Origin of the sequence: Pseudomonas wenzhouensis (assembly GCF_021029445.1) — a bacterium.
GTDB lineage: Bacteria > Pseudomonadota > Gammaproteobacteria > Pseudomonadales > Pseudomonadaceae > Aquipseudomonas > Aquipseudomonas wenzhouensis.
On the sequence record NZ_CP072610.1, the window covers coordinates 2,806,405 to 2,832,447 of the forward strand.

General features: G+C 62.5%; 27 protein-coding genes. 11 read left to right on the top strand and 16 right to left on the bottom strand.

The window, feature by feature from the left end; genetic code table 11:
- Positions 1-23: 23 nt before the first annotated feature.
- Both gltX and J7655_RS12820 read right to left on the bottom strand, forming a co-directional pair.
- A complete protein-coding gene (gene gltX / locus J7655_RS12815; RefSeq protein ID WP_230924784.1) occupies positions 24-1,505 on the bottom strand; it encodes a glutamate--tRNA ligase in 1,482 nt (493 codons plus the stop codon).
- 34 nt (positions 1,506-1,539) lie between these two features.
- The gene (locus J7655_RS12820) at positions 1,540-2,460 is read right to left on the bottom strand and encodes a LysR family transcriptional regulator (protein WP_230924785.1); all 921 of its coding nucleotides are present in this window, start codon (positions 2,458-2,460) and stop codon (positions 1,540-1,542) included.
- Positions 2,461-2,566: 106 nt separating this feature from the next.
- Between J7655_RS12820 and J7655_RS12825 the strand changes: the two genes are divergently transcribed.
- Together J7655_RS12825 and J7655_RS12830 are read left to right on the top strand one after the other, a co-directional pair.
- Positions 2,567-3,616 carry an HlyD family secretion protein gene (locus tag J7655_RS12825; RefSeq protein WP_230924786.1) on the top strand — a complete coding sequence of 350 codons (1,050 nt, stop codon included), beginning with the start codon at positions 2,567-2,569 and terminating at the stop codon, positions 3,614-3,616.
- Positions 3,606-5,159 carry an MDR family MFS transporter gene (locus J7655_RS12830; RefSeq protein WP_476748518.1) on the top strand — a complete coding sequence of 518 codons (1,554 nt, stop codon included), beginning with the start codon at positions 3,606-3,608 and terminating at the stop codon, positions 5,157-5,159. Before J7655_RS12825 ends, J7655_RS12830 begins: the two co-directional genes overlap by 11 nt.
- A 57-nt stretch (positions 5,160-5,216) precedes the next feature.
- On the opposite strand, the gene cysK is transcribed toward J7655_RS12830, so the two are convergent.
- Positions 5,217-6,188 carry a cysteine synthase A gene (cysK, locus tag J7655_RS12835; protein ID WP_230924787.1) on the bottom strand — a complete coding sequence of 324 codons (972 nt, stop codon included), beginning with the start codon at positions 6,186-6,188 and terminating at the stop codon, positions 5,217-5,219.
- Between the two features lie 207 nt (positions 6,189-6,395).
- Here cysK and J7655_RS12840 point away from each other — a divergent pair, with 207 nt between their 5' ends.
- Positions 6,396-7,241: an AAA family ATPase gene (locus J7655_RS12840; protein ID WP_230924788.1), complete on the top strand. Its 846-nt coding sequence runs from the start codon at positions 6,396-6,398 to the stop codon at positions 7,239-7,241.
- Between the two features lie 176 nt (positions 7,242-7,417).
- Positions 7,418-8,596, top strand: a complete 1,179-nt coding sequence (locus tag J7655_RS12845; RefSeq protein WP_230924789.1) for a vWA domain-containing protein — start codon at positions 7,418-7,420, stop codon at positions 8,594-8,596.
- A gap of 78 nt (positions 8,597-8,674) precedes the next feature.
- On the opposite strand, the gene J7655_RS12850 is transcribed toward J7655_RS12845, so the two are convergent.
- From J7655_RS12850 to J7655_RS12865, 4 genes are all read right to left on the bottom strand, one after another.
- Positions 8,675-9,199, bottom strand: a complete 525-nt coding sequence (locus tag J7655_RS12850; protein ID WP_230924790.1) for a DUF2937 family protein — start codon at positions 9,197-9,199, stop codon at positions 8,675-8,677.
- 4 nt (positions 9,200-9,203) lie between these two features.
- Complete coding sequence (locus tag J7655_RS12855) at positions 9,204-9,977, bottom strand: class II glutamine amidotransferase (protein ID WP_230924791.1); 774 nt, start codon at positions 9,975-9,977, stop codon at positions 9,204-9,206.
- A 4-nt stretch (positions 9,978-9,981) separates the two neighbouring features.
- Positions 9,982-10,428 (bottom strand): HIT family protein, encoded by a 447-nt coding sequence (locus J7655_RS12860; protein WP_230924792.1) that lies wholly within the window; start codon positions 10,426-10,428, stop codon positions 9,982-9,984.
- Between the two features lie 63 nt (positions 10,429-10,491).
- Positions 10,492-10,965 (bottom strand): MFS transporter, encoded by a 474-nt coding sequence (locus J7655_RS12865; RefSeq protein WP_230924793.1) that lies wholly within the window; start codon positions 10,963-10,965, stop codon positions 10,492-10,494.
- A gap of 105 nt (positions 10,966-11,070) precedes the next feature.
- Here J7655_RS12865 and J7655_RS12870 point away from each other — a divergent pair, with 105 nt between their 5' ends.
- Positions 11,071-13,131 (top strand): S9 family peptidase, encoded by a 2,061-nt coding sequence (locus J7655_RS12870; protein WP_230924794.1) that lies wholly within the window; start codon positions 11,071-11,073, stop codon positions 13,129-13,131.
- 45 nt (positions 13,132-13,176) lie between these two features.
- On the opposite strand, the gene J7655_RS12875 is transcribed toward J7655_RS12870, so the two are convergent.
- Positions 13,177-13,491 carry a hypothetical protein gene (locus J7655_RS12875; protein ID WP_230924795.1) on the bottom strand — a complete coding sequence of 105 codons (315 nt, stop codon included), beginning with the start codon at positions 13,489-13,491 and terminating at the stop codon, positions 13,177-13,179.
- Positions 13,492-13,575: 84 nt separating this feature from the next.
- On the opposite strand from J7655_RS12875, the gene J7655_RS12880 reads away from it, so the two are divergent.
- A complete protein-coding gene (locus J7655_RS12880) occupies positions 13,576-13,917 on the top strand; it encodes a YajD family HNH nuclease (protein ID WP_104729658.1) in 342 nt (113 codons plus the stop codon).
- 47 nt (positions 13,918-13,964) lie between these two features.
- Positions 13,965-14,435, top strand: coding sequence for an RNA methyltransferase (locus J7655_RS12885; protein WP_230924796.1), 471 nt, complete (start codon positions 13,965-13,967; stop codon positions 14,433-14,435).
- 15 nt (positions 14,436-14,450) lie between these two features.
- On the opposite strand, the gene J7655_RS12890 is transcribed toward J7655_RS12885, so the two are convergent.
- From J7655_RS12890 to rnd, 5 genes are all read right to left on the bottom strand, one after another.
- A complete protein-coding gene (locus tag J7655_RS12890) occupies positions 14,451-15,677 on the bottom strand; it encodes a hypothetical protein (protein ID WP_230924797.1) in 1,227 nt (408 codons plus the stop codon).
- A gap of 101 nt (positions 15,678-15,778) precedes the next feature.
- On the bottom strand, positions 15,779-16,228 hold the full coding sequence (locus tag J7655_RS12895) for a YcgN family cysteine cluster protein (RefSeq protein ID WP_230924798.1): 450 nt from the start codon (positions 16,226-16,228) through the stop codon (positions 15,779-15,781).
- Between the two features lie 84 nt (positions 16,229-16,312).
- Positions 16,313-17,245 (bottom strand): D-2-hydroxyacid dehydrogenase, encoded by a 933-nt coding sequence (locus J7655_RS12900; protein WP_230924799.1) that lies wholly within the window; start codon positions 17,243-17,245, stop codon positions 16,313-16,315.
- A 3-nt stretch (positions 17,246-17,248) separates the two neighbouring features.
- Positions 17,249-17,542: a YcgL domain-containing protein gene (locus tag J7655_RS12905; protein ID WP_147810885.1), complete on the bottom strand. Its 294-nt coding sequence runs from the start codon at positions 17,540-17,542 to the stop codon at positions 17,249-17,251.
- Positions 17,539-18,672, bottom strand: coding sequence for a ribonuclease D (rnd, locus tag J7655_RS12910; protein WP_230924800.1), 1,134 nt, complete (start codon positions 18,670-18,672; stop codon positions 17,539-17,541). Before rnd ends, J7655_RS12905 begins: the two co-directional genes overlap by 4 nt.
- Before the next feature lie 127 nt (positions 18,673-18,799).
- Here rnd and J7655_RS12915 point away from each other — a divergent pair, with 127 nt between their 5' ends.
- Positions 18,800-19,864, top strand: a complete 1,065-nt coding sequence (locus J7655_RS12915; protein ID WP_420850878.1) for an SMP-30/gluconolactonase/LRE family protein — start codon at positions 18,800-18,802, stop codon at positions 19,862-19,864.
- 145 nt (positions 19,865-20,009) lie between these two features.
- Here the strand turns inward: J7655_RS12915 and J7655_RS12920 are convergent, their stop codons facing one another.
- A complete protein-coding gene (locus tag J7655_RS12920) occupies positions 20,010-20,690 on the bottom strand; it encodes a spermidine synthase (RefSeq protein WP_230924801.1) in 681 nt (226 codons plus the stop codon).
- 130 nt (positions 20,691-20,820) lie between these two features.
- Positions 20,821-22,158: an NADP-specific glutamate dehydrogenase gene (gene gdhA / locus J7655_RS12925; RefSeq protein WP_230924802.1), complete on the bottom strand. Its 1,338-nt coding sequence runs from the start codon at positions 22,156-22,158 to the stop codon at positions 20,821-20,823.
- A 327-nt stretch (positions 22,159-22,485) separates the two neighbouring features.
- Here gdhA and J7655_RS12930 point away from each other — a divergent pair, with 327 nt between their 5' ends.
- The 3 genes from J7655_RS12930 to J7655_RS12940 all read left to right on the top strand — a co-directional run bounded on the left by J7655_RS12930 (position 22,486) and on the right by J7655_RS12940 (position 25,413).
- Positions 22,486-23,340: a sulfurtransferase gene (locus J7655_RS12930; RefSeq protein ID WP_230924803.1), complete on the top strand. Its 855-nt coding sequence runs from the start codon at positions 22,486-22,488 to the stop codon at positions 23,338-23,340.
- 188 nt (positions 23,341-23,528) lie between these two features.
- Positions 23,529-24,008 (top strand): hypothetical protein, encoded by a 480-nt coding sequence (locus tag J7655_RS12935; RefSeq protein WP_230924804.1) that lies wholly within the window; start codon positions 23,529-23,531, stop codon positions 24,006-24,008.
- Positions 24,009-24,159: 151 nt separating this feature from the next.
- Positions 24,160-25,413 carry an OmpP1/FadL family transporter gene (locus J7655_RS12940; protein WP_230924805.1) on the top strand — a complete coding sequence of 418 codons (1,254 nt, stop codon included), beginning with the start codon at positions 24,160-24,162 and terminating at the stop codon, positions 25,411-25,413.
- A gap of 62 nt (positions 25,414-25,475) precedes the next feature.
- On the opposite strand, the gene J7655_RS12945 is transcribed toward J7655_RS12940, so the two are convergent.
- On the bottom strand, positions 25,476-26,027 hold the full coding sequence (locus J7655_RS12945; protein ID WP_230924806.1) for a glutathione peroxidase: 552 nt from the start codon (positions 26,025-26,027) through the stop codon (positions 25,476-25,478).
- Positions 26,028-26,043: the final 16 nt, after the last annotated feature.

The window sequence follows — 26,043 nt, forward strand, 5'->3', positions numbered from 1 at the left end:
CGAGGTGCTGCAAAAGCTGGCTATCAGGCGATGCTGGCCAGCAACTTTTCCCACTCTTTGGCCTCTTTCTTCGAGGTGCCACCGAGCAGCTCCAGTGCCTGGCGCAGGCGGAAACGAGTCAGGTCCGGACCAAGGATTTCCATGGCATCGAGTACCGATACCGAGCTGGCCTGGCCCGTAATGGCGGCGAACATCAGCGGCATGGCATCACGCAGCTTCAGCTCCAGATGCTCGACCACCGCCTGGATGCAGCCGGTGATACGCTCCTTTTCCCACTGACGCAGCGACTCGAGCTTCCACAGGATCAGCTGCATCAGCTGACGCACCTGATCAGCCGACAACTTCTTGTGCTCGAACAGCTTGGCATCCAGATTCAGCCCACCGGAGAAGAAGAAGCCGGCCAGCGGCGCGATCTGGCTGAAGGTTTCCACCCTGCCCTGCACGTGCGGCGCGATCTTCATCAGGTACTCGGGGTTGAGCGCCCACTTCTGCACTTCGGCGGCGAAGGTTTCCACCGGCAGCTCACGCAGCCATTGTCCGTTGAGCCAGGACAGTTTCTCCAGGTCGAAGATCGGCCCGCCCAGCGACACGCGATTGATATCGAAGTGCTCGATCATCTCGGCCAAGGAGAACTTCTCGCGCTCGTCCGGCATCGACCACCCCATGCGCCCCAGGTAGTTGAGCATGGCCTGCGGCAGGTAACCCATACGCTCGTAGAAGGTGATGCTGGTAGGGTTCTTGCGTTTGGACAGCTTGCTCTTGTCCGGGTTACGCAGCAGCGGCATGTAGCACAGCGCTGGCTGCTCCCAACCAAAGTATTCGTAGAGTTTGATCAGCTTGGGCGCCGACGGCAGCCACTCCTCGCCACGCAGCACGTGGGTAATACCCATAAGATGGTCGTCGACCACGTTGGCCAAGAAGTAGGTGGGCAGGCCATCGGCCTTCATCAGCACCTGCATGTCCATGCGGTCCCACGGGATCTCGACATCGCCACGCAGCATGTCCGGCACCACGCAGACGCCTTCGCTCGGCACCTTCATGCGCACCACGTGCGATTCACCTGCGGCGATACGGCGCTGCGCCTCGGCCGGCTCCAGATGCATGCAGTGGCCGTCGTAACGCGGGGTTTCCTTGTTGGCCATCTGCTGCGCACGCACTTCATCGAGGCGCTCGGCGGAGCAGAAGCACGGGAAGGCATGCCCCTTGGCAACCAGTTCGTCCGAGTATTTCTTGTAGATCTCGCCGCGCTCGCTCTGCCGGTACGGGCCATGCGGGCCGCCGACGTCCGGGCCTTCGTCCCATTCGATCCCCAGCCAGCGCAGGGCATCGAAAATCTGTTGTTCGGACTCGCGAGTCGAACGCAACTGATCGGTGTCTTCGATGCGCAGGATGAACTGGCCACCGTGCTGACGCGCGAAACACAGGTTGAACAACGCGATGTAGGCAGTGCCGACGTGGGGGTCGCCAGTGGGCGATGGCGCGATACGGGTACGGACGGTGGTCATGAATGCTCTCGGTAAGGAAGACACGAGGTTTGAATCAAGCAGGCGATGTTAGCAGGCCGACGCCCCCCGGCTCCAGCAACCCGCCACGGGTTATCGGCAAGCTGGTGATCAGGAAGTCGAGAAAGGCCTTGACCTTCATCGCCTGAAAACGCCGCGATGGATAGATGGCATAGACCTCGCCCACCGGCAGCCGCGCTTCAGGCAACAGCTCGACCAGGCGCCCGCTGCGCACCGCCTCTTCGCTGATCATCACCGGCAGCCCGGCAATGCCGGCGCCCGCCAGTGTCGCCTCGCGGGCGAAGGTGATGTTGTTGCAGGTCATCACCCGCCGGCATGGCAGATGCTCGCCCAGCAGCGGCCAGTAACGCGGCGCATCCTGCTGCAACAGGATCGCCCGATGCCCTTCCAGCTCGGCAACGCTGCGCGGTGTGCCGTGCGCAGCCAGATACGTAGGGCTGGCGCACAGGCGCCGGCCACTCTCGAACAGCTTGCGCGCGATTAGCGTGGAATCCTGCGGCTGGCCGACCAGAATGGCGATGTCCACGCCCTCCTCCAGCGGATCAACCGGGCGCGAGGTCAGCTCTACCTCGGCGTCGATCTGCGGGTACTGGCGCATGAACTCACCCAGTACGCGCCCCAGAAACAACTGGCCGAACTCGATGGGCGAGGTGATTCGCAGCAGCCCCGATGGCTCGCGCTGCAACTGCATCACCGCCTGCTCGGCCTCGGCGAAGTCGAGCATGATCTGTCGGCAACGCTCGTAATAGGCCTGGCCCACTTCAGTCAGGCGCAATTTGCGCGTGGTGCGGTTGAGCAGACGTACGCCGAGGCGCTCCTCGAGCAAGGCGATGCGCCGGCTCACCGTCGATTTCTGCATACCCAGGCTGGTCGCCGCCTGCGTGAAGCTGTGGCACTCCACCACGCGGGTAAAGATCAGTGCATCATCAAGCCCCATGATTGTTCCTCATACGCAACAAAGCATGTCAAGCAGAGAGTCTACTGGCAAAAAGGGAACACTGTTAAATTTACTTACATTTCCCGCCGTATTTCGAGCCCAAAGCATGCCCGTCAAACTGCAACGTCGTCTTTTCATCTGCGTGATCCTGCTGGCGTTGATCGCCGGCGCCCTACTGACTCGATGGTTATTGGTCGGTCGTTATCACGAGAGCACGGACAACGCCTACGTACAGGGCGAGATCACCCGTATTTCCAGCCAGCTGAATGCACGCATCGAAAAGGTGCTGGTGCGCGACAACCAGCACGTGGAAGCCGGTCAGTTGCTGGCCGTGCTGGAAGACGCCGATTTCCGTCTGGCGCGCCAGCGCGCCCTCGCCGCGCTGCAAACCCATGAGGCCGAGCGCGCCCAGGCGCAGAGCAAACTCGACCAGCAGGCCAGCCTGATTGCCGCCAGCCAGGCCGACGTCGCTGCCAGCCAGGCCACGCTGTATCGCTCCAGACTCGATCTCGGCCGCGCCCAAACCCTGCGCAAGCCGGGTTATGTATCCGAAGAGCGAGTCACCACCCTGGCCGCCGACAATCGTGTGGCCCGCTCGCAAGTGGCCAAGGCCCAGGCCGATCTGCAGGCGCAGCGTCAGCAGGTCGCCAGCCTGGAAGCTGAACTCAAACGCCTGGACGCACTGATCCTGTCCGCCCAGGCTGACCTGGAACAGGCCGACCTCAACCTCTCGCGCACGCAGATCAAAGCGCCGATCAGCGGCATGGTCGGCCAACGCTCGGCCCGCGAAGGCCAGGTGGTACAAAGCGGCGCCTACCTGCTGTCGCTGGTACCGGATCAGGACATCTGGATCCAGGCCAACTTCAAGGAAACCCAGATCGGCTACATGCGCCCAGGGCAAAAAGCCGAGCTGCTGTTCGACAGCTACCCGGACACGCCTATCGAAGGCCACATCGACAGCCTGTTCGCCGCCTCCGGCGCGCAGTTCAGCCTGCTGCCGCCGGACAACGCCACCGGCAACTTCACCAAGGTGGTGCAGCGCATACCGGTCAAACTGACCTTCGCCGCCGACAATCCGCTACGCGGGCTGATCCGCCCCGGCATGTCAGTGGACGTCAGCGTCGATCTGCGCAGCGACGACAGCCATGGCGGATGATGCGCTGATCCGCCCGACGGCAGAGCCCAGCCGCCGCGACTGGATCGCCGTGATGAGCGCCATGCTCGGCGCCTTCATGGCGGTGCTGGACATCCAGATCACCAACTCCTCGCTCAAGGACATCCAGGGCGCACTGTCCGCCACCCTGGAGGAAGGCTCGTGGATTTCCACCTCCTACCTGGTCGCCGAGATCATCATGATTCCGTTGACCGCCTGGCTGGTGCAGCTGTTTTCGGCACGGCGCCTGGCGGTGTGGGTCTCGGTAGGTTTTCTGATCGCATCCTTGCTGTGCTCCCTGGCCTGGAGCCTGGAGAGCATGATCGTCTTTCGCGCCCTGCAAGGCTTCACCGGCGGCGCGTTGATTCCACTGGCGTTCACCCTGACGCTGATCAAACTGCCCGAGCACCAACGCGCCAAGGGCATGGCGCTGTTCGCCATCACCGCCACCTTCGCCCCCTCCATCGGCCCGACGCTGGGCGGCTGGCTGACCGAGAACTGGGGCTGGGAATACATCTTCTACATCAACGTGCCGCCCGGCCTGATCATGATCGCCGGGCTGCTCTACGGCCTGGAGAAGAAGGCGCCACAGTGGGAGCTGCTGAAAACCACCGACTACGCCGGCATCGTCACCCTAGGCCTGGGCCTGGGCTGCCTGCAGGTATTCCTCGAAGAGGGACACCGCAAGGACTGGCTGGAATCGCAACTGATCGTCGGCCTGGGTAGCGTGGCCCTGGTGAGCCTGATCCTGTTCGTCATCCTGCAGATCTCCCGGCCCAACCCGCTGATCAACCTGGGCGTGCTGCGCGAACGCAACTTCGGCCTGGCCAGCATATCCAGCCTGGGCCTCGGTGTCGGGCTGTATGGCTCGATCTACGTGCTGCCGCTGTACCTGGCGCAGATCCAGAGCTACAACGCCCTGCAGATCGGCGAAGTGATCATGTGGATGGGCGTGCCGCAGCTGTTTCTGATCCCGCTGGTGCCCAAGCTGATGAAGATCATCTCGCCGAAATGGCTGTGCGCCCTGGGCTTTGCCTTATTCGGCGCGGCGAGTTTCTTCTCCGGCGTACTCAACCCGGACTTCGCCGGTGAACAGTTCCAGCACATCCAGATCGTCCGCGCGCTGGGCCAGCCACTGGTAATGGTCACCGTGTCGCTGATCGCCACGGCCTATATCCTGCCGCAGGATGCCGGCTCGGCCTCCAGCCTGTTCAACATCCTGCGCAACCTCGGTGGCGCCATCGGCATTGCCCTGCTCGCCACCCTGCTGGATGCCCGCGCCAAGGTCTATTTCGACTACCTGCGCGAATCTATCGTGCCGACCAACCCGCAAGTCGAGGAGCGCTTACAATTGCTTACGCAGACCCTAGGTAGCGAGCAGGCGGCCCTGGCCAAGCTCAGCCAGATCGTCCATGAACAGGCGACCATCATGGCCTATAACGATGCCTTCCATTTCATCGGCATCGCCCTGGGCGTGAGCATGCTGGCGATCTTGCTGACACGGAAATTGCCGCAGAACATGGCAGGTGGCGGCGCAGCGCATTGAGGCGCCTGTCACGCGGGAGGATATCGCTCTCTAAATCCCCCCGCGCCGGCTGCCGCCTTACTGCTGCAGTTCCTGCTCGGTGAACATATCGCTGAACAGCATGCTCGACAGATAGCGCTCACCGGAGTCCGGCAGGATCACCACGATGGTCTTGCCCTGCATCTGCGGCTTCTCGGCCAGACGCACCGCCGCTGCCATCGCCGCGCCACAGGAAATGCCGCAGAGGATGCCTTCCTCACGCATCAGGCGCAGGGCCATGGCCTTGGCTTCGTCGTCAGTGACCTGCTCGACCTGATCAACCATGGCCAGATCAAGGTTTTTCGGCACGAAGCCGGCACCAATCCCCTGAATCTTGTGCGGCGCCGGTTTGACCTCGTCACCGGCCAGGGTCTGGCTGATCACCGGCGAGCCCACCGGCTCCACCGCCACCGACAGAATCGGCTTACCCTGGGTCTGCTTGATATAGCGCGACACCCCGGTAATGGTGCCGCCGGTGCCGACGCCGGAGACCAGCACGTCGATGGCGCCATCGGTATCGCGCCAGATTTCCGGGCCCGTGGTCTTCTCGTGAATCGCCGGGTTGGCCGGGTTCTCGAACTGCTGCGGCAGGTAGTAGTCCGGGTTGGCAGCAGCCAGCTCATTGGCCTTTTCGATAGCGCCCTTCATGCCCTTGGCCGGCTCGGTCAGCACCAGTTCGGCGCCCAGCGCCTTGAGCACCTTGCGCCGCTCCAGGCTCATCGACGCCGGCATGGTCAGCACCAGCTTGTAACCGCGCGCGGCGGCGACGAAGGCCAGGCCGATGCCGGTGTTGCCCGAGGTCGGCTCGACGATGGTCATGCCCGGCTTGAGCACACCGCGCTCCTCGGCGTCCCAGATCATGCTCGCGCCAATGCGGCATTTGACCGAATACGCCGGGTTACGGCCCTCGATCTTGGCCAGAATGGTCACGCCTTTCGGCCCCAGGCGATTGATCATCACCAGGGGCGTATTACCGATGGCCTGGGCGTTGTCTGCAAAAATGCGGCTCATGACGAAATCCTTGCGGGCAGAGAAAGACACCAAGCCTAAGCCGCGCCCTGGCGCGCGTCCAGCCAACAGACCGAAAGCTGGGTGACTCGCCATTCAGTGACTGAATACTGCGTCTGCGTTCACAGCCACCGGAGCTGCGCGTTATAGTCGCGCTCTGAATTTCTGCTGCGGGCCGGCCCCGCGCGTTACCGTTCCGAGGATTTTCCGATGAAGTTCGAAGGCACCCAGTCCTACGTCGCCACCGACGACCTCAAACTCGCGGTCAACGCCGCCATCACCCTGCAGCGCCCACTGCTGGTCAAGGGTGAGCCGGGCACCGGCAAGACCCTGCTCGCCGAGCAACTGGCCGACGCCTTCGGCGCCAAGCTGATCACCTGGCATATCAAGTCCACCACCAAGGCGCATCAGGGCCTGTACGAATACGATGCGGTCAGCCGCCTGCGCGATTCGCAGCTCGATTCCGACAAGGTTCACGACGTTCGCAACTACATCAAGAAGGGCAAGCTGTGGGAGGCGTTCGAATCCGACGAACGCGTGATCCTGCTGATCGACGAGATCGACAAGGCCGACATCGAGTTCCCCAACGACCTGTTGCAGGAACTCGACAAGATGGAGTTCTACGTTTACGAGACCAACGAGACGATCAAGGCCAAGCATCGCCCGATCATCATCATCACCTCGAATAACGAGAAGGAACTGCCGGACGCCTTCCTGCGCCGCTGCTTCTTCCACTACATCGCCTTCCCCGATCGCGACACGCTGAAGAAGATCGTCGACGTGCACTACCCCAATATCAGCGGCGAGCTGGTGGCCGAAGCGCTGGACGTGTTCTTCGACGTGCGCAAGGTGCCGGGCCTGAAGAAAAAACCCTCGACCAGCGAGCTGGTGGACTGGCTCAAGCTGCTGATGGCCGACAATATCGGCGAAGCCGTGCTGCGTGAACGCGATCCGACCAAGGCCATCCCGCCGCTGGCTGGCGCCCTGGTGAAGAACGAGCAGGATGTGCAGCTGCTCGAGCGCCTGGCCTTCATGACCCGCCGCGCTTCTCGGTAAACATCGGGCGGCTGCGCGTCGGTCAGGCTGCGTTGAGAGCAGGCTCGCAATGCTCATGTACAAAAGTACACTGCGCTTGCTCGCCTGCTCTCGCCTTGCCTGACTCTAGCTCACTCGTCCTTACTCTGGTGCGGGCAGTGGCCACAGGCAGTCACAGACTTTCATGAGGGCATAGCATGCTGCTCAACCTGTTCAACGAAATGCGCGCGGCCAAGGTGCCGGTGTCGGTGCGCGAGTTGCTCGACCTGATCAACGCGCTCAAGCACAACGTCGTGTTCGCCGACATGGACGAGTTCTACTACTTGGCGCGCGCGATCCTGGTCAAGGACGAACGTCACTTCGACAAGTTCGACCGCGCCTTCGGCGCCTACTTCAATGGCCTGGAAAACCTCAACCAGCACATCGAGGCGATGATTCCCGAGGAATGGCTGCGCAAGGAGTTCGAGCGCCTGCTGAGCGACGAGGAAAAGGCGCAGATCCAGAGCCTCGGCGGCCTGGACAAGCTGATCGAGGAATTCAAGAAACGCCTCGAAGAACAGAAGGAAAAGCACGCCGGCGGCAACAAGTGGATCGGCACCGGTGGCACCAGCCCGTTCGGCTCCGGCGGCTACAACCCCGAAGGCATTCGCGTCGGCGATGCCGGCAAGCGCCAGGGCAAGGCCGCCAAGGTGTGGGATCAGCGTGAATACAAGAACCTCGACGATCAGGTCGAGCTGGGCACGCGCAATATCAAGGTGGCGTTGCGCCGTCTGCGCAAGTTCGCCCGTCAGGGCGCAGCCGAAGAGCTCGATCTGGACGGCACCATCGACCACACGGCGAAAGATGGCGGCCTGCTCAATATCCAGATGCGCCCGGAACGGCGCAACACGGTCAAGCTCCTGCTGCTGCTGGATATCGGCGGCTCGATGGACGCCCACGTCAAGGTCTGCGAGGAACTGTTTTCCGCCTGCAAGACCGAGTTCAAGCATCTTGAGTATTTCTACTTCCACAACTTCATCTACGAGAGCGTGTGGAAGAACAACCTGCGCCGCACCAGCGAACGCACCTCGACGATGGATCTGCTGCACAAGTACGGCGCCGACTACAAGGTGGTGTTCGTCGGCGATGCGGCCATGGCGCCCTACGAGATCACCCAGGCCGGCGGCAGCGTCGAGCACTGGAACGAGGAAGCCGGCTACGTCTGGATGAAGCGCTTCACCGAGAAGTTCAAGAAGATCATCTGGATCAACCCCTACCCCAAGGACACCTGGAACTACACCGCCTCTACCGGCCTGGTGCGCGAGCTGATCGAAGATCGCATGTACCCGCTGACCCTGCAGGGGCTGGAAGACGGCATGAAGTACCTGTCCAAGTAAGGCTTCATGCCGAAACGAAAAACGCCGCGCACCCTGCACAGGATCGCGGCGTTTTTCGTTGCCTCCCGGTAATCGCCTTCAGCGCCAGTGGCGTTGCTGGGCGCGCCTGAGCCGCCCGCTCCCGAACATCAGGCCGAACATCAGCACCAGCAGCTCGGCCACCCAGGCCAGCAGCAAGGCACTGATCACACCCCAGAGGATTGCATCCGGGGTGAACAGCACCTGGTAGCGGTAGGCCTGCAGGGTTTCCTCGAACAGCTCATGGTCAGCGCCCGTCGCCAGGTGCCAGGCCTGGGTGTACCAGGGCCCCTGCATCGTTTGCCATTCGCGTTCGAGCAAGGCCGAGCGCTGTACCAGATGCCCGACGCTGGCGGCATCGCTGCGCATCACCGGGTCATCGCTGACCCGGTAGTGGGCCACCAGCGCGTCCATATCGCCCTTGAAGAACTTCTGCGCCGTCTCCCGGAACCCCTTGAGGCTCTGCTGCGACTCCAGGCGGTGAGCCTCGACCCGCTTGGTGTAGTCATCGATAAAGCCCGGCACCTGCACGCCCAGCAGCAGGCCAAAAGCGAAAAGCGTCAGACGCAGGTAACTTCTAAGCATGGGATCAGGCCTTGCCGTGAGTGATGCTTTCGCCGCGGCGCCACAGGCGCCATTCACCCGGCTGGTACAGCGACCATTGTTCGTTGTCGGTCAGAGGTTCGGTGGCGATGACCGTCACCACATCATTGGGTGTGGTTTCCGCCTGGAAGTCCACCTTGAGATCGGCGTCCTTGAGCTGCGCCGGGCCAAACGGCGCACGCCGGGTAATATGTGCCAACTTGGTCGAACAGAAGCTGAACAACCAGTCGCCATCACTGAGCAGGCAATTGAACACGCCGAGCTGACGGTAACTGGCGCAGGCGGCGACCAGCACCGGCAGGAGCATTTCCACCGAGACCGGCTCGGGAAAGGCGCGGCGCACACGGTTGAGCAGGTCGCAGAAGGCCGCCTCGCTGTCGGTCTCGCCCACCGGCCGATAGAAACTGGTGGAGCCCTGCAGACCTGCCAGCTGACCATTGTGCGCGAAACACCAGTTGCGCCCCCACAGCTCGCGGCTGAAGGGATGGGTATTGACCAGGCAAACCTTGCCGACGTTGGCCTGGCGGATATGGCCGATCACCACTTCGCTCTTGATCGGGTAGCGCTGCACCAGTTGCGCCACCTCGGATTCACTGCTCGCGCGCGGATCCTGGAACAGCCGCAGGCCACGCCCTTCATAGAAGCCGATACCCCAGCCATCACGGTGCGGCCCGGTGCGGCCACCACGCTGCATCAGCCCGGTGAAACTGAAGACGATATCGGTGGGTACATTGGCGCTCATGCCGAGCAATTCGCACATCGAATCAATTCTCCTTGCCGAGGATCAGGCGCAAACGTTCGGCCTCGTCCTGCAGACGCGCTTCGATTCGCTTGCGGCCCATTGGCAGAAAACGCACCAGCAATCGCCAGAGCAGCGCCGGCAGGTCACCCGGCCGACGCGGAATCAGGTGTAGATGAAGATGAGGCACGTGCTGGTTGGAGTCCGGACCGTCATTGATCAGCAGGTTGATGCCGTTCTTGCCAAAGCCCGCTTCACGCAGCGCACTGGCCACGCGCTCCGACAAAGTCAGCAGGCGCTCACGAACCGACACGGGCAAGTCACGCAGAAACGGCGCATGTAGGCGACTGACGATCAGCACATGGGCCGGACGCATCGGGAAGATATCCAGCAGAACGATGAAATCATCATCCTCGTAAAGTCGATGAGCGGGTAGCCGTCGCTCGGCAATGGTACAGAACACGCAATCCATCGGGCCTCCCTTGCACAAGGCCATCATGCTGAACGCACGGGCCAGCCGGCGCAAGGGGGCAAATCAGATTCGCGGCTCCAGACGGCCGCTGCGATCGCGCCCATAATCGCGAATCGGCAGATCGTCGTCCTCTTCCATGCGCTCGCGCAGGGTGCGCGGGTCTTCGTCAGGCTCCGACGCTGGTTGGCCATGGCGATCCTTCCACCAGCGCTCGATGGGCCAGCGAATGGCGACGAACAGCAGATAAACGGCAAGGGCAATCAGGCTGTACAACGCCAAATCGGCCACCGCACGCCAGGCGTTGTTGCCGACCTTGAGCAACACGTCCATGGCAGTGACCGCCAGAGCGGGTGCAAACAGGTCACGCGCCGGATCGACGATGGTCGGGCTGAACAACAGCACAGCCATCAACACCCGCAGCGGCTCACGCAGGTAGCGCCACATCCAGCGGGTCAGGCGCATCCACACCAACAGGCAACCCAGGGCAGCAATCCCATAGGCCGCCCAGGCCATGAGGTAGTCGTTTTCATTCATCATAAGCAGGCGCCGGCGTGGCAGGTCTGGCAAAGGGGCGCTTATGATAGCGGCTTTTGTCCAGCGCGGCGCCCCTGCCGTCGCCCTCTCGTTCACTGGAGCCATGCCATGTCCCCTGCCCCCATCGCCCGCCAGGAAGCCGGCAACGACCCTTATCACTGGCTGGAAAACCGCGACAGCGAAGAGGTGCTGGCATACCTGCAGGCCGAGAACGCTTACCTGGAGACGGTGCTGGAACCGCAGCAGGCGTTGCGCGAGCAACTGTTCGAAGAAATCAAGGGGCGTATCCGCGAGACAGACCTGTCGCTGCCCACGCCCTGGGGCGACTATCTCTACTACCAACGCACCACGGCCGGTGACGAGTATCCACGGCACTATCGCTGCCGCCGTCCTGCCGATGGTTCGCTGCAGGTCGACAGCGCCAGCGAAACGCTGCTGCTCGATCCCAACGAGCTGGCCGGCGGCGGCTTTCTTTCCGTAGGCGCCTTCAGCATCAGCCCCGACCAGCAGCGCCTGGCCTACAGCCTCGACAGCAACGGCGACGAAATCTACCGTCTGTTCGTCAAGGAATTGGGCAGCGGCCAGATCAGCGAACTGCCCTTCGACGACTGCGACGGCAGCATGACCTGGGCGAATGATAGCCAGACGCTGTTCTTCACCGAACTGGACGACACCCACCGCCCCTACAAACTCTATCGTCACCGCCTCGGCGACGCCGCAGCCGAAGCGGTATTCGAAGAGGCAGATGGCCGTTTCTTCCTGCACTGCTACCGCTCCAGTTCCGAGCACCAGTTGATCCTGAAACTGGGCAGCAAGACCACCAGCGAAGTCTGGGTGCTGGACGCCCATAGCCCGCAAGACGCCTTCACCTGCCTGGCGCCCCGCGAGGAAAATCACGAGTACGACGTCGACCACGGCATGCTCGATGGCCACTGGTGCTGGCTGATTCGCAGCAACCAGAGCGGTATCAACTTTGCGCTGTACCGCGCCACTGAGTCGCAGCCGCAACGTCCGCACTGGCAGCAGATTCGCGCCCACGACCCGCGGGTGATGCTCGAAGGCGCCACGCTGAACCAGCGCGCCATCGTCCTGGCGCTGCGCGAAGGCGGTCTGCCGATCCTCGAAGTGCAGCCACAGGGCGCTGAAGCCTATCGCGTGCAGTTGCCGGATGCCGCCTATAGCCTCTACGTGCAGGACAGCCTGGAGTTTCACAGCCCGGTGATTCGCCTGCGCTACGAAGCGCTCAATCGCCCCGCGCAGATACGCCAGCTGGAACTGGCCAGCGGCGCGCAGCAGGTACTGAAGCAGACGCCCGTGGAAGGCCCGTTCGATGCCGATGCCTATGAAAGCCGTCGTCTCTGGGCCAGCGCTGCCGACAGCACGCAGATACCGATCAGCCTGGTGGCGCGGCGCGACGTGTTCGCCGCAGGAAAGCCTGCACCGCTCTATCTCTATGGTTACGGCGCCTACGGCGAGAGCCTTGACCCCTGGTTCTCCCACGCTCGCCTGAGCCTGCTCGATCGCGGTTTCGTCTTCGCCATCGCGCATGTGCGCGGCGGCGGCGAGATGGGCGAAGCCTGGTACCGTGCCGGCAAGCTTGCGCACAAGCAGAACAGCTTTGATGACTTCATCGCCAGCGCCGAACGCCTGATCGCCGAGGGCCTGACCACCCCCGCGCAACTGGCAATCAGCGGCGGCAGCGCCGGCGGCCTGCTGATCGGCGCCGTGCTCAACCAGCGCCCCGAGCTGTTCGCTGCTGCCATCGCCGAAGTGCCCTTCGTCGATGTGCTCAACACCATGCTCAACCCGGATCTGCCGTTGACCGTGACCGAGTACGACGAATGGGGCGACCCGAACCAGCCCGAGGTGTATGAACGCATCAAGGCCTACGCGCCTTACGAGAACGTACGCGTCCAGACTTACCCGCCCATCCTCGCCGTCGCCGGTTACAACGACAGCCGTGTGCAGTACTGGGAAGCTGCCAAATGGGTGGCCAGGCTGCGCCGCGAAAAGACCGATACCAATCTGCTATTACTCAAGACCGACCTCGGTGTTGGCCATGGCGGCATGAGCGGACGTTATCAGGGCATCAGAGATGTGGCGCTGGAGTACGCGTTTCTGTTCCACGTACTGGGGGTCGCACACCCGCAGATGCAGCTTGGGCGTTGACTCACCTGCATCGTGTTTCAAGCCGCTACTGCAATAATTCGACGATCAGTCCTGCTGGCGTTGCCCTTCCAGCCCCTGGCTGTTGCGGCGTAACTGCTCATCCAGTTGCGGAATCGGCTGATCACGGGTGGACTTGGGCGCCGCACCGGGCAGAGCCTGCCCCTGGGGCGGCGGCAAGAGGGGCGCCGATCCCTGGCGCTTGATCGTATTGGGCATGGACGGCTGAGCGTAAGGCTGTGGCGTCGCAGTACCCGGTGAGCCGGGCTGCACAGCAGAAGGCATGCGTATCGGTTCCTGTGCCCAGGCCAGATTGACAGGGCTGGTGGCCAGTACCATTACGGCGAACAGAGGCAAGCGCATGACAGGTCTCCTGTGCTGCAGGCTTTCGTTCTATTCTGGCAACATATCCAGTCAAGCGTTCACCTCCCGATAACAGGTTCTGTCATGAGCACCAGCAACAACCGCTACTACCTGTCCGCCCAGGCCGAAGAAGGCTACCGGCAGAAAGCGCTGAAAATGTACCCACACGTCTGCGGCCGCTGCGCCCGCGAGTTCTCCGGCAAGCGCCTGAGCGAACTGACCGTGCATCACCGCGATCACAACCACCACAACAACCCGGCCGATGGTTCCAACTGGGAGCTGCTGTGCCTGTTCTGTCATGACAACGAACACTCGCGCTACACCGACCAGCAGTATTTCGCCGAAGGCTCCACCGCCAGCCCGCAGGCTGCCAAATCGACCTACAAGGCCTTTGGCGATCTGGCCAGCCTGTTGAAAAAGGACTAGGGCGGGGCGCTCGGCACCGTATAATCGGCGCTTTTGCGAGTGCCACCGTGGCCAACAAACGATACGCCTGCATCGGCCTGTTCAACCCGAAATCACCGGAAAACGTCGGTTCCATCATGCGGGCGGCGGGCTGCTACGGCGTCAGCTCGGTGTTCTACACCGGCACCCGCTACGACCGCGCCAGGGATTTCATCACCGACACCAAGAAGGTTCACCAGGATATCCCGCTGATCAATATCGACGATCTGCGCAAGATCCTGCCGCTGGGCTGCACACCGGTGGCGGTGGAACTGGTCGATGATGCCCGCGCCCTGCCCGCCTATACCCATCCCGACCGGGCGCTGTACATCTTCGGCCCGGAGGACGGCTCACTGCAGCAGGAGATTCTCGACTGGTGCGCGGGTGAAGTGGTGTATATCCCGACCCAGGGCTGCATGAACCTGGCCGCGACGGTCAACGTGGTGCTCTATGACCGCCTGGCCAAGGGTAACAACACCCGCTCCGGCCCCCGGTTCTGAGTCAAGCGCTAGCGTTCAGCGCAGCAACCGCGTATCCAGGGTCTTCGACGGGCCGCCAATGACGTTCTCGGTGATGTCGATGAAGTCCTTAGTGCTGACTCGATCCAGCCGCATCAGGCCACGGGTCACGTCATCCAGGGACAGGTTGCCCTTGTCCTTGGTCTTCTGCCGAATTTCCCGATCCAGCTCCTGCAGCAGCAGCACCGCACGGGCGGTGACGGGGCCGCTGGCATTGTCGGTGCGCAGGCTGCTGACCGGCTTGCTCCAGCGAATCAGCTGCTCACGGATCTTCTGGTAACGATCCTCGCTGATACCACCAGCGCGGCGCATCAGCTCGATGGCGTAATACTCGGCCAGGCCTTCGGCGATCCAGTCACTGCGATCACGCCCATAGATACGACCGAATACATGCACCAGTTCGTGCACCAGTGAGCTGGTGCCATTCTCACTGACCAACGGGCGGTCGGCGTGCATGTAGTAGGAATTGGCCGCCGACAGGCCGCCGCGCCACATCGGATCACCAGCGCCGACGATCAGCAGTTTGTCCGGGTCGCGCGGGAACACCTGCTGCAGCTGCGGCCAGACGAAGGTGAGGAAGGTCATGATGTCCATGCGCCGCATGCCCTCGCCGATCGGCGCGGAGATGGCGACCTCGGTATCGCCCAGGCGGGTGCGACGAGTGCCCAGCTTGCCAGCGAGCATCCAGCCGGTGGGACGGTCGAACTTGCGCTGCGGGTTATCGATGCGGAAACGGTTCTTGCCGATACGCGGCCAACCGGTCTCCACGCTCTTCCAGCCCTTGGGCAGCTCGAACTGCAGGCGCGCGACCAGCTCGGTCTTGTTCTGCTGGTCGAGTTTGGCCGCAGGAATCAGGTCGTCGCCCCTGAACAACGCCCAGTCCTCGGTCATCCTGGCGTCATAGCGCCCCGGCTTGCGTTCACTGTCGATCAGCACCCGATAGCTCAACACGCTCTTGCCTTCGCCTGGCTGCCACTTGCCGCGCTGCGGGGTTTCCTGCAACCACTGGCCGTCGGCCTTGAAATCGCTGAAGCGTTCGTCCTCGCCCAGATTGAAATCGAGGCTGCGCACGTACTCGCCCTTCTCCAGGGTGATACTGACTTCAGCCTGATTGCTTTCGGGTAGAAAACGCACGTGATAATCCAGATCGACCTTCTGCGTAGCAGCGAAGGCCGGCAGGCTCAGAAGCAGCAAAGACGAGAACAACGGCAAGCGAAGGGACATCGAGCGAAACTCCTGATGCGGGACATGGCGGCATATGACCGCCGCGCCAGAGGGCAAATTCCGTGGGCACGCGACAGATTTGCCACGAAGCCGCGTGGCAATCAACCTGCGCGGAAAATAAGATGATCTTCCCAGTCGTCTTCGGCCACGCTGTTTTCACTGAGCATGCGCCCCGACTGGGAAATGCGCTCAGCGTGCACAGCCTCCGGATCGCCTGAGACAAGATGGTGCCAATGTGGCAAGTCCTTGCCTTCGCTGACCAGGCGGTAAGCGCAGGTCGGCGGCAGCCAGCGAAACTGGTCGGCTTGCGCCGGGGTGAGCTGAATGCAGTCAGGCACATGCTTGACCCGATTGGGATAATCGCTGCAGCGACAGGTCTGCAGATCCAGCAGCTTGCAGGCGATGCGCGTGTAGTAGACGGCGCCGTCGTCCTCATCTTCGAGCTTCTGCAGGCAGCACAGGCCACAGCCGTCGCACAGCGACTCCCATTCGCCCGAGTCGAGCTGGGCGAGGGTCTTGCGCTTCCAGAAGGGTTCGAGGTCGGCGGCCATGGCTACAGTATGGACTCAGGCGGAAAAGGCGCGGCAGTCTAGCGTGGGTGCAATGCAGGGCCAAGTGGCGCGGGCCCGACGACCTCAGTAACCACGGGCGAAATCCACCTCACCGCGCAACGCCTCTCCAGCTTGCCAGCGCCTCAGGTTGTCGATGAACAGCTCGCTCATCAGCGCCGGGTCGGTGGGTGCCGAGCTGTGACCGGTGAGCAGCAAACGCGGCGCCGTCCAGAACGCATGACCGATCGGCAGCGGCTCTTCACGGCAGACATCGATCACCGCGCCAGCCAGTTTGTTCTGCTCAAGCGCGGCGACCAGGTCGACATCGACCACGGCAACGCCACGACCGGCATTGATCAGCACGGCATCCTGGCGAAAGTGGGCAAGCAGCTGGGCATCGTACAGATCACGTGTAGCCGGCGTATCCGGCAGCAGATTGACCACGTAATCGGCCCAGGCGACCAGCTGCGGCAGTTGATCCATTGCCACCACGTCGAGAAACGGCGCCTGCTCACGCGCCTGACTGGCGACACCACGCAGCTCCACGCCGAAGGGTTGGAGAAACTCGGCGACGGCCTGACCGATATCGCCGCAACCGACCACCAACACCCGGCGCCCGCGCAGGCTGCGCGACAGGCGGTGATCCCAACGCTGCTCGACCTGCGCCGCCAGGCGGGCGAACAGGCGCCGCTCGTGGGCCAGCATATGGCCGAGCACGTATTCGGCCATCACTTGACCGAAGATGCCGACAGCGCGGGTCAGGCGGTAATCACGCGGCAATCCATGGGCCAGCAACGGCGTGATACCGGCCCAGGTCGACTGCAACCACTGTGGGCGCACACCTTGGCGCAGCAAGGGTGCGAGCAGATCGGGTTGCCCCAGCCAGACGTCGCAATCATCGGCCAGCGCATGCAGCGCTTCGGGCTGTGCGCCGGCTACCAGTTGCAGTGCCGGACAGGCCATGCGGATGCGCTCGGCATAGCGTGCGTGATCATCCTCGGCGATCAGCAGGCGCATCGTTTACACCGGGTCGTTGCGGCGCAGCAGCTCGTCGGGCAGATGCTGGATGTATTCCTCCTCGGGCGGCGGCATCTGCAGGTGATAACCCTGTTTCTCGAGATTCTCCAGCACCAGGCTGATGTCCTCGCGAGCCAACTGACGCTCCGGGCTGAGCACCAGATCGAAGGCATGCGCGGGCGGGCCGAACACCGCGAGCAGCCCTTCGGGCACTCGGGTCAGCGCCTCGGCCTTGAGCACGTAGAGGTACATCTCGTTCTTGCGCGGGCTTTTGTAGATGGAACAGATGCGTTTCACGCGGATTCTCCTTCGGCGGCCAGGCAGTCAAGCAAAGCCTGGCCCATCAGCTCCCGGCGCCAGCCGCGCAGGGAGTCGGGCAATTGATAAGGGCCATGCGGATAACCGCTTTTGAGCAAGGCTTCCAGGGTTTTCTTGCGCAGCATCAGCTCCGGCACGATATCCAGCCGCTCACCCTCGCGCTGGCCGACGGCGCGCAGCTTCTTGAGCAGCGTCGAGGCCTCGAGCGGCAACGGCTCGGGCAGGGCTTCAGGCCATTGCGCAGGCGGCAGCGCTGCAGCCTCGCGGATCAGTTGCAGCAGGGTTTCGCCATCCTGACGCACGGTTTTCGGATGCATGTCCTCGATACGCGCCAACGCCACCAGATTGTCCGGCTGGGTGCGCGCCAGCGGCCACAGCGAGTGCTCACGCAGCACGCGGTTGCGCGGCTGATTGCGCGCCCGCGCCTCACGCTCGCGCCAGGCGCACAGGGCGCGCAACACAGCTTGTTGCTGGCGCGACAGTTTCCAGGCCAGCTTGGCCTCTCGCCAGGCGTCTTCCGGGGCAATCTCGCGGCCCAGATTGGCCACCAGCTCGGCGCCGTCTTCAATAATCCACTCGACCTTCTGCGGCGCCAGACGCGCCATCAATGCGCGGTATACCTCGACCAGATGCAGCACATCCTCGGCGGCGTAACGCACCTGCAGCTCGGACAGCGGCCGCTGCAACCAGTCGGAGCGGGTTTCGCCCTTGGGCAGCTCGATATCGAGCAAGGCCTGCACCAGACGCGAGTAGCCCATGGAGAAACCAAGATTGAGATAGCCAGCCGCCAGTTGCGTATCGAACAGCGGCGTCGGCAGGCTGCCGGTCAGGCGCAGGAAGACCTCCAGGTCCTCACTGCACGAATGCAGCACCTTGACCACATTCGGCGCTTCGAGCAGCGCAGCAAAAGGTTGCCAGTCGCCAATGCGCAAGGGGTCGATCAGATAGGCACCCTCGCCAGCGCTGACCTGCAGCAATCCGGCAATCGGGTAGAAGGTGTCGACGCGCATGAACTCAGTGTCCAGGGCGACGAATGGCTGCGCCTGCCAGGCGGCGCAATACTCGGCCAGGCTGGCGTCGTCGAGAATCCAGTGAATGTCGTTAGCCACGCGGCTCTCCCGTCTAGAATGCCGCGCAGTATATATGCCCGGGCCGATGCACGGGGCGCGGCCTGCCGTCGATCAACGGAACTGTGTAATCTGTGCCGCGCACCACCTCCGAAACGGACACACGATAATGCTGAGGAAACTGCTTGCCCTGCTCGTCGTACTGCTGGCCGCAGCAGCCGGTTACCTGGCCCTGACCCCGAGCCCAATCGACCCGTTGCCCTGGGATGCCGCGCCTGCCCCGGCGATGACCGGTGTGCTGGAGCCCAACGACACCCTGATGAAGGCCGAGCTGTTGGCGCGCGGTCAGGTGCATGGCCCGGAAGACACCGCTGTCGACAGCCAGGGCCGGGTCTATACCGGCTTGCACGATGGCCGCATCGTCCGCGTGCTGGCAGACGACAGCCTGGAAACCTTCGCCGATACCGGTGGCCGTCCGCTGGGCATGAACTTCGACGCCAGTGGTCACCTGATCGTCGCCGACGCCTACAAGGGTCTGTTGAGCATCGACCCGCAAGGTGCGATCAAGGTGCTGAGCACAGAAGCTGAAGGTTTGCGTTTCGCCTTCACCGATGATCTGGATATTGCCAGCGATGGCACCATCTACTTCAGCGACGCCTCCTCACGCTTCCAGCAGCCGGACTATCTGCTCGACCTGCTCGAAGCGCGTCCGCATGGGCGCCTGCTCAGCTATGACCCGGCCAGCGGCGAAACCCGCGTATTGCTGAAAGACCTGTATTTCGCCAACGGCGTGGCGCTGTCGGCGAACGAGGACTTCATACTGGTTAACGAGACCTATCGCTATCGCATTACCCGCTACTGGCTCAAGGGTGACAAGGCCGGCCAGCACGACATCTTCATCGACAACCTGCCGGGCCTGCCGGACAACCTGCAGGGCGACCGCAACGGCACCTTCTGGGTCGCGCTGCCGACCCCGCGCAAGGCCGACGCCGACTTTCTCCATCGCCACCCCTGGCTCAAGGCGCAACTGGCCAAACTGCCGCGCGCGCTGTGGCCGAAAGCAATCCCTTATGGCTTCGCCATCGCCCTCAACGAGAACGGCGAGATCGTCCGCAGCCTGCATGACACCAGCGGCACGCACCTGCGCATGGTCACCTCGGTGAAGCCGGTAGGCGACTACCTGTACTTCGGCAGCCTGGACAACGACCGTATCGGCAAACTGCAGATTCACTGAGACGAGATGCCACCGGCGAATGACAGCAAAAAGACAGAGCGGCCATTCGCGGTGGTGCGCCAAGTTGGTGGGCTGAAGTGGATCGCCGCCCGGCCCACCCTACGGTAGGGTGGGCTTCAGCCCACCAAATCGAAAGACTGCAGGCTCAGACCTTCTGGGCAATCCAGATGGTATGCCGCGTGCCCCTGTTGCCATGGGCATACACCTGCACCGCCTCGCCCTTGAAGCCCGCCTTGCGCACCTTCTCCGAAAATGCCCGGTCGGCGCTGGACGACCACACTGCCAGCATGCCCTTGGGCCTCAGCGCCTTGGCGCACTGACGCAGGCCGTCCATGCTGTACAGCCAGTCATTACCCTTCTGGGTCAGGCCTTCGGGGCCGTTGTCGACGTCCAGCATGATCGCGTCGTAGCACTGCTCGGCGGCCTGCAGCACCTTGGCGACGTCCTCCTGAATGATCACTGCACGCGGGTCATTCAACGGATAACCGGACTTCGCCCCGAGCGGGCCACGGTTCCACTCGACCACGCCAGGCACCAGCTCGGCCACCGCCACCTCGGCGTCAGCCCCAAGGTGCTGCAGCGCCGAGGCCAGGGTAAAGCCCATGCCCAGACCTCCGATCAGCACCCGCGCCTGTGGACGATTGGCGATCTGCTTGCAGGGAATCGCGGCCAGGGCATCTTCCGAGCCGTGCATACGGGTATTCATCAGCTGCCCGCCATCACCACCAGCGATCTTGATGACGAAGTCTTCCCCGTACTCAAACAGGTTCAGCGCACCATTCGTACCCGGGATCGGAGCGGTGTCGAGCAAGACAAAGCGTTTCATGCGTAACGACAACCTGTGTAACGAGCGTGAGGCCGGCAGCATGCCTGAATCGGCCGCGCAACACAGCCCCACCAGAAACGACGAGGCCCCGCGTTGACACGCGAGGCCTCGTGGCTAAAAACGGGATCGATCAGACTACGCCCTGCGCCAGCATGGCATCGGCCACCTTGACGAAGCCGGCGATGTTGGCGCCCTTGACGTAGTTGATACGACCGTTCTCTTCACCATGGTGCACACAGGCGTGATGGATGTTCTGCATGATGCCGTGCAGACGCTCGTCCACCTCGCCGGCGCTCCAGTGCAGGCGCATGGCGTTCTGGCTCATTTCCAGGCCGCTGGTGGCCACGCCACCGGCATTGGAAGCCTTGCCCGGGGCGTAGCAGATGCCGGCCTCAAGGAACAGGTCAACCGCTTCCAGGGTCGAGGGCATATTGGCGCCCTCAGCCACGCAGATGCAGCCATTCTTCAGCAGGGTGCGAGCATTCTCGCCGTCCAGCTCGTTCTGCGTTGCGCAGGGCAGCGCGATATCGCACGGCAGATCCCAGGGACGCTGGCCCGCCAGGAACTGCAGGCCATAGTGCTCGGCCATCTCACGCAGGCGACCACGACGCACGTTCTTCAGGTCCATCAGGTACAGCCACTGCTCATCACTCAGGCCACCCTCGGCATACAGAGTGCCCTCGGAGTCGGACAGCGAAATCACCCGACCGCCCAGCTCCATGACCTTCTGCGCCGCATACTGGGCGACGTTGCCGGAACCGGAAATGGCCACGCGCTTGTCTTCGAAACCCTGATCGATGCGCTTGAGCATCTCCTGAGCGAAATAAACGCAGCCATAGCCGGTGGCTTCCGGGCGGATCAGGCTGCCGCCGTAGCTCAGGCCCTTGCCGGTCAGCACCGAGGTGAACTGGTTGGACAGACGCTTGTACTGGCCGAACAGGTAGCCGATCTCGCGGCCACCTACGCCAATATCACCAGCCGGCACGTCGAGATCGGCACCGATATGGCGATACAGCTCAGTCATGAACGACTGACAGAAGCGCATCACCTCGCCCTCGCTCTTGCCCTTGGGGTCGAAGTCCGAGCCGCCCTTGCCGCCGCCCATGGGCAACGAGGTCAGCGAGTTCTTGAACACCTGCTCGAAGGCCAGGAACTTGAGCACGCCCAGGTTCACCGAGGGGTGAAAGCGCAGGCCACCCTTGTAGGGGCCGATGGCACTGCTCATCTGGATGCGGTAGCCACGGTTGACGTGCACCTGACCACGGTCGTCGACCCACGGCACCCGGAACAGGATGGCACGCTCAGGCTCGACCATGCGCTCGAGAATACCGGCATCGCGATAGCGCGGATTGGCTTCGAGGAAAGGCCATAGAGTACGCACGACCTCTTCCACCGCCTGGTGGAACTCCGGTTGGTCGGGATCGCGCTGTTTCAGGCGCGCCAGGAAAGCATCAACGGACAACGACATGCGGCACCTCGACACCACAAAGACAAAGTGGCCGGCACTTTATCAGGCAGCAAAGCACCAAAACAGATCAAAATGTCGCTTTCATGAAACTTTTTAGAGCATGAAGCTACAAGTAACCCCAGAAGCCCCGTTAACAGGCCGCATGAGCGATTTCTCGACGCACCAAATAAATGCCCTGATTGCACAATTTTTGCCCGCTCTTGCTCCCGGACTCCACCTCAGTCATCACGAATATCGCGAGTCCCCCTGCCAAAGCATCCTCTTGATAAGGTTGCGTCAGTTGCGGACGCTATGATGCAGCCAGCTCTCGACGACTCCGGAGATACCATGTCATTGGCTCAACTGATCAGCACGCAAGACCTTCAACAGCGCCTGCAACAGGAAGATCTGCTGCTACTGGACTGTCGCTTCGCCCTCGAAGATCCCGCCTACGGGCGGCGCAGTTACCTCGAAGGGCATCTGCCAGGAGCACACTTTCTCGACCTCGAGCAGGATTTGTCCGCGCCAGTGATCAAAGGCGTGACCGGGCGCCATCCACTGCCCGACGCCAGCGCACTGGTCGAACGCCTGCGCAGTTGCGGCCTGCGCCAGGATAGCCAGGTGATACTGTACGACGATGGCCCCGGCGCCTTCGCCGCCCGCGCCTGGTGGTTGCTGGTGTGGCTGGGCAAACGTGACGGCCTCTATCTGCTCGACGGCGGCCTGAAAGCCTGGCGCGAAGCCGGCCTGGAATTGACCTGCGCAGCACCGGACAACGCCCCTGGCGACTTCTGCGCCGAACCCGATAACAGCCTCGTACTGAGCGCCGAGCAATTGGCCGTGCGCCTGGGCACAGCGGATCTGACCCTGCTGGACGCGCGGGCACTGCCGCGCTTTCGTGGCGAGGTCGAACCGATCGACCCGGTTGCCGGGCATATTCCCGGTGCGCAGTGCGCCGCGTTCACCGACAACCTGGGCGCCGATGGCCGCTTCCTCCCGGCAGATGAACTGCGCCAGCGTTTCGACGCCCTGCGCGGCGAACGCCCGCTGGAAAACCTGGTGGCTTACTGCGGCTCCGGCGTCACGGCCTGCCATAACCTGTTCGCCATGAATCTCGCCGGCTATCCCCTGGCACCGCTCTATGCCGGCTCCTGGAGCGAATGGATCACCAACCCGGCACGTCCGGTTGCTACCGGCCAATGAGCAGCGGTTTTAAGCACGAATCGAAATATGTCCAATAGCTCAAGTCAGTAATCAATTTAAAAACAGACCGTTACCGCTTAAATATCGCACTAGGCTTGAGAATGAGCGGCTAACTCCGCTCCCGGTGGAGTCTTTATCGAACAACGATCAGAAGCCCGGCCTCCACCGGCACCTTCCGCGAGGATGCCATGGGAATAGCCGCCTGCGATCTCAGCCAGCACGTGATCCGCCCGACCCTTGTCTACCTGCAGCGCCACAGCAACAGCGCCGAAGCCCTGCTACTTGGAGCTGCCGCTTGCCAGTCGGCGCTGGGCAGCGCGCTGGATACGCCGCAAGGTCATGGTTTGTATCGCATCAGCGAACCGGCCCACCAGATGCTCTGGGATCAATACCTGGCCTTCGATCCGGAGCTTGCCAGCCGTGTTCGCGGCCTTGCCAGCCAACACGCGTTTCTCGAGGCGCCGCACCTCGAACTGACGGTCAACCTGCGCTATGCAACGGCCATTGCCTGGCTGCTGATCGAGCAGGAAAAGCTGACGCTGCCGGCCGCCGATGACGTACTGGCCATGGGCCGAATTTGGTGCAAGGTTTTTCAGCCACAGGCCAGTCAACAGGATTTCCTCGAGACCTGGCAGCGCTGCATCACCCCAGTGAGCCGGGTAGCCTGACCATTCAATCAGGAAATCAGCTTCGTATTTTTCATACCTATTTGCAGAAATTGTCTGACAATTCACTCAATATCATTGAACTTGTTTGCCTTGGCAGGGAGCGGGAAAAACGGTAGCGTGCGCCGCTCGCCTCACCACAGGAGCCTCCCCCGTGAGCAAACGCCTTCTCAAGACTGGCCTGGCAGTTGCCATCACCGCCACCTCGGGCCATGGTTTCGCCAGCGGCTTCGCCCTCAACGAACAGAGCATTTCCGGCATGGGCACCTCCTTCGCCGGCCGCTCATCCTCCGCCGAGGATGCCAGCACAGTATTCGGCAACCCGGCCGGCATGGCACGCCTCAAGCGCGAAGAGGTCTATGTCGGCGCAGCCGTCATTCATGCCCAGAGCGATATCAGCCGTGCCAGTGCCAACGCCGGCCCTGCGACACTGGCAGGCAGCAACGACGGCGATATGGTGCCAAGTACCGGCGTACCCATGGGCTATTACGTCAAACCGCTAGACGACAAGGTCGCCTTCGGTCTCGGTGTCTACGTGCCCTTCGGCCTGATGACCGACTACGAGCGCACGTTCCAGGGCCGCTACCACGCAGACAAGAGCTATGTGCGGGTGATTACCGTGCAGCCGACCCTGAGCTACCGTTTCAACGAGCACCTGTCGGTCGGCTTCGGCCCCACCTTCAACCATATCGAAGGGGAACTGAGCTCCTCGCTGCTCAACCCGGGCAACAGCGACGGCAAAGTGAGGGTCAAAGGCGATGACACCGCCGTGGGCTTCAACCTGGGAGTGCTCTACGAGTTCACCCCTGGCACACGCGCCGGCATCACCTACCACTCGCGCGTCAAATACGAACTGGAGGGCGATACCCGTGTTTCCGGTAACGGTGCACTGGCTGCTATCGCCGGCAAGTACGACGCCAATCTGGGGCTGACTACGCCCGAGTCGGTGGACATGTCCATCACCCACCAACTGACCGATGCCCTGACGCTGCATGCCGGCAGCACCTGGACGCGCTGGAGTCGCTTCAAGGAAATCCGCGTGGAGAATGACTCGGCGGCGCTGCCCGTCATCGTCGAGGAACAGAACTGGCACGACACCTGGGCACATGCCGTAGGCCTGTCGTACAGGCTCAATCCACAATGGACGCTGCGCACCGGCATCGCCGTCGATCAGTCACCGACCAATAATGTCGACCGTTCGGCCCGCGTGCCCTCGGGCGACCGCACCATTTTCAGCGTTGGCGCCGGCTGGAGCCCCAACCCGGACATGACCATCGACGTGGCCTACTCCTACCTGCAGGAAGAGTCGGTGGACGTGAACCAGCAGAGCTCGACCCGCGGTGACTACCGTGCACGCTACAACAACAGCGCACACGGCCTCGGTGCCTCACTCAGCTATCGCTTCTGACAATACCGCTCACAGGGTCAGGGACGACCACGTGAGCCTCTGCTCCGCGCAAACGAGCCTGGTCAGGGCTGCGAGGCGATGGCCTTTTCAACAGCGGCGATCAACTCGGGATCGTCCGGCTTGGTCAGGCTGGAGAAACTGGCCACCACCTTGCCCTGGCGGTCGACCACGTACTTGAAGAAATTCCAGCGTGGCGCCCTGCTCTGCTCAGCCAACCCCTTGAACAAGGGGATGGCATCAGTACCGGAAACAGGCTGCGGCTCGGTCATGGTGAAGGTTACGCCGTAATTGACGTAACACACGGTGGCGGTCTCCGTGCTGTCAGCGGACTCCTGGCGAAAGTCATCGGACGGCACGCCCAGCACTTCCAGCCCCTGATCCTTGTAACGCTGATAAAGCGCTTCGAGCCCTTTGAACTGCGGGGTGAAACCACAGAAGCTGGCGGTATTGACCACGATCAGAGGCTTGCCCGAGAACTGACAGAGTTCGATGCTCTCACCTTTGGCGTGCAGCTTGGGCAATTCGCCCTGAAGCATCGCCGGACACTCGGCGGCCAGCACCGGCAATGCCAGACTGGACAGCAACAGGGAACAGGCAAGACGGCGAAGAAACATGGCAGTGACCTCTGGC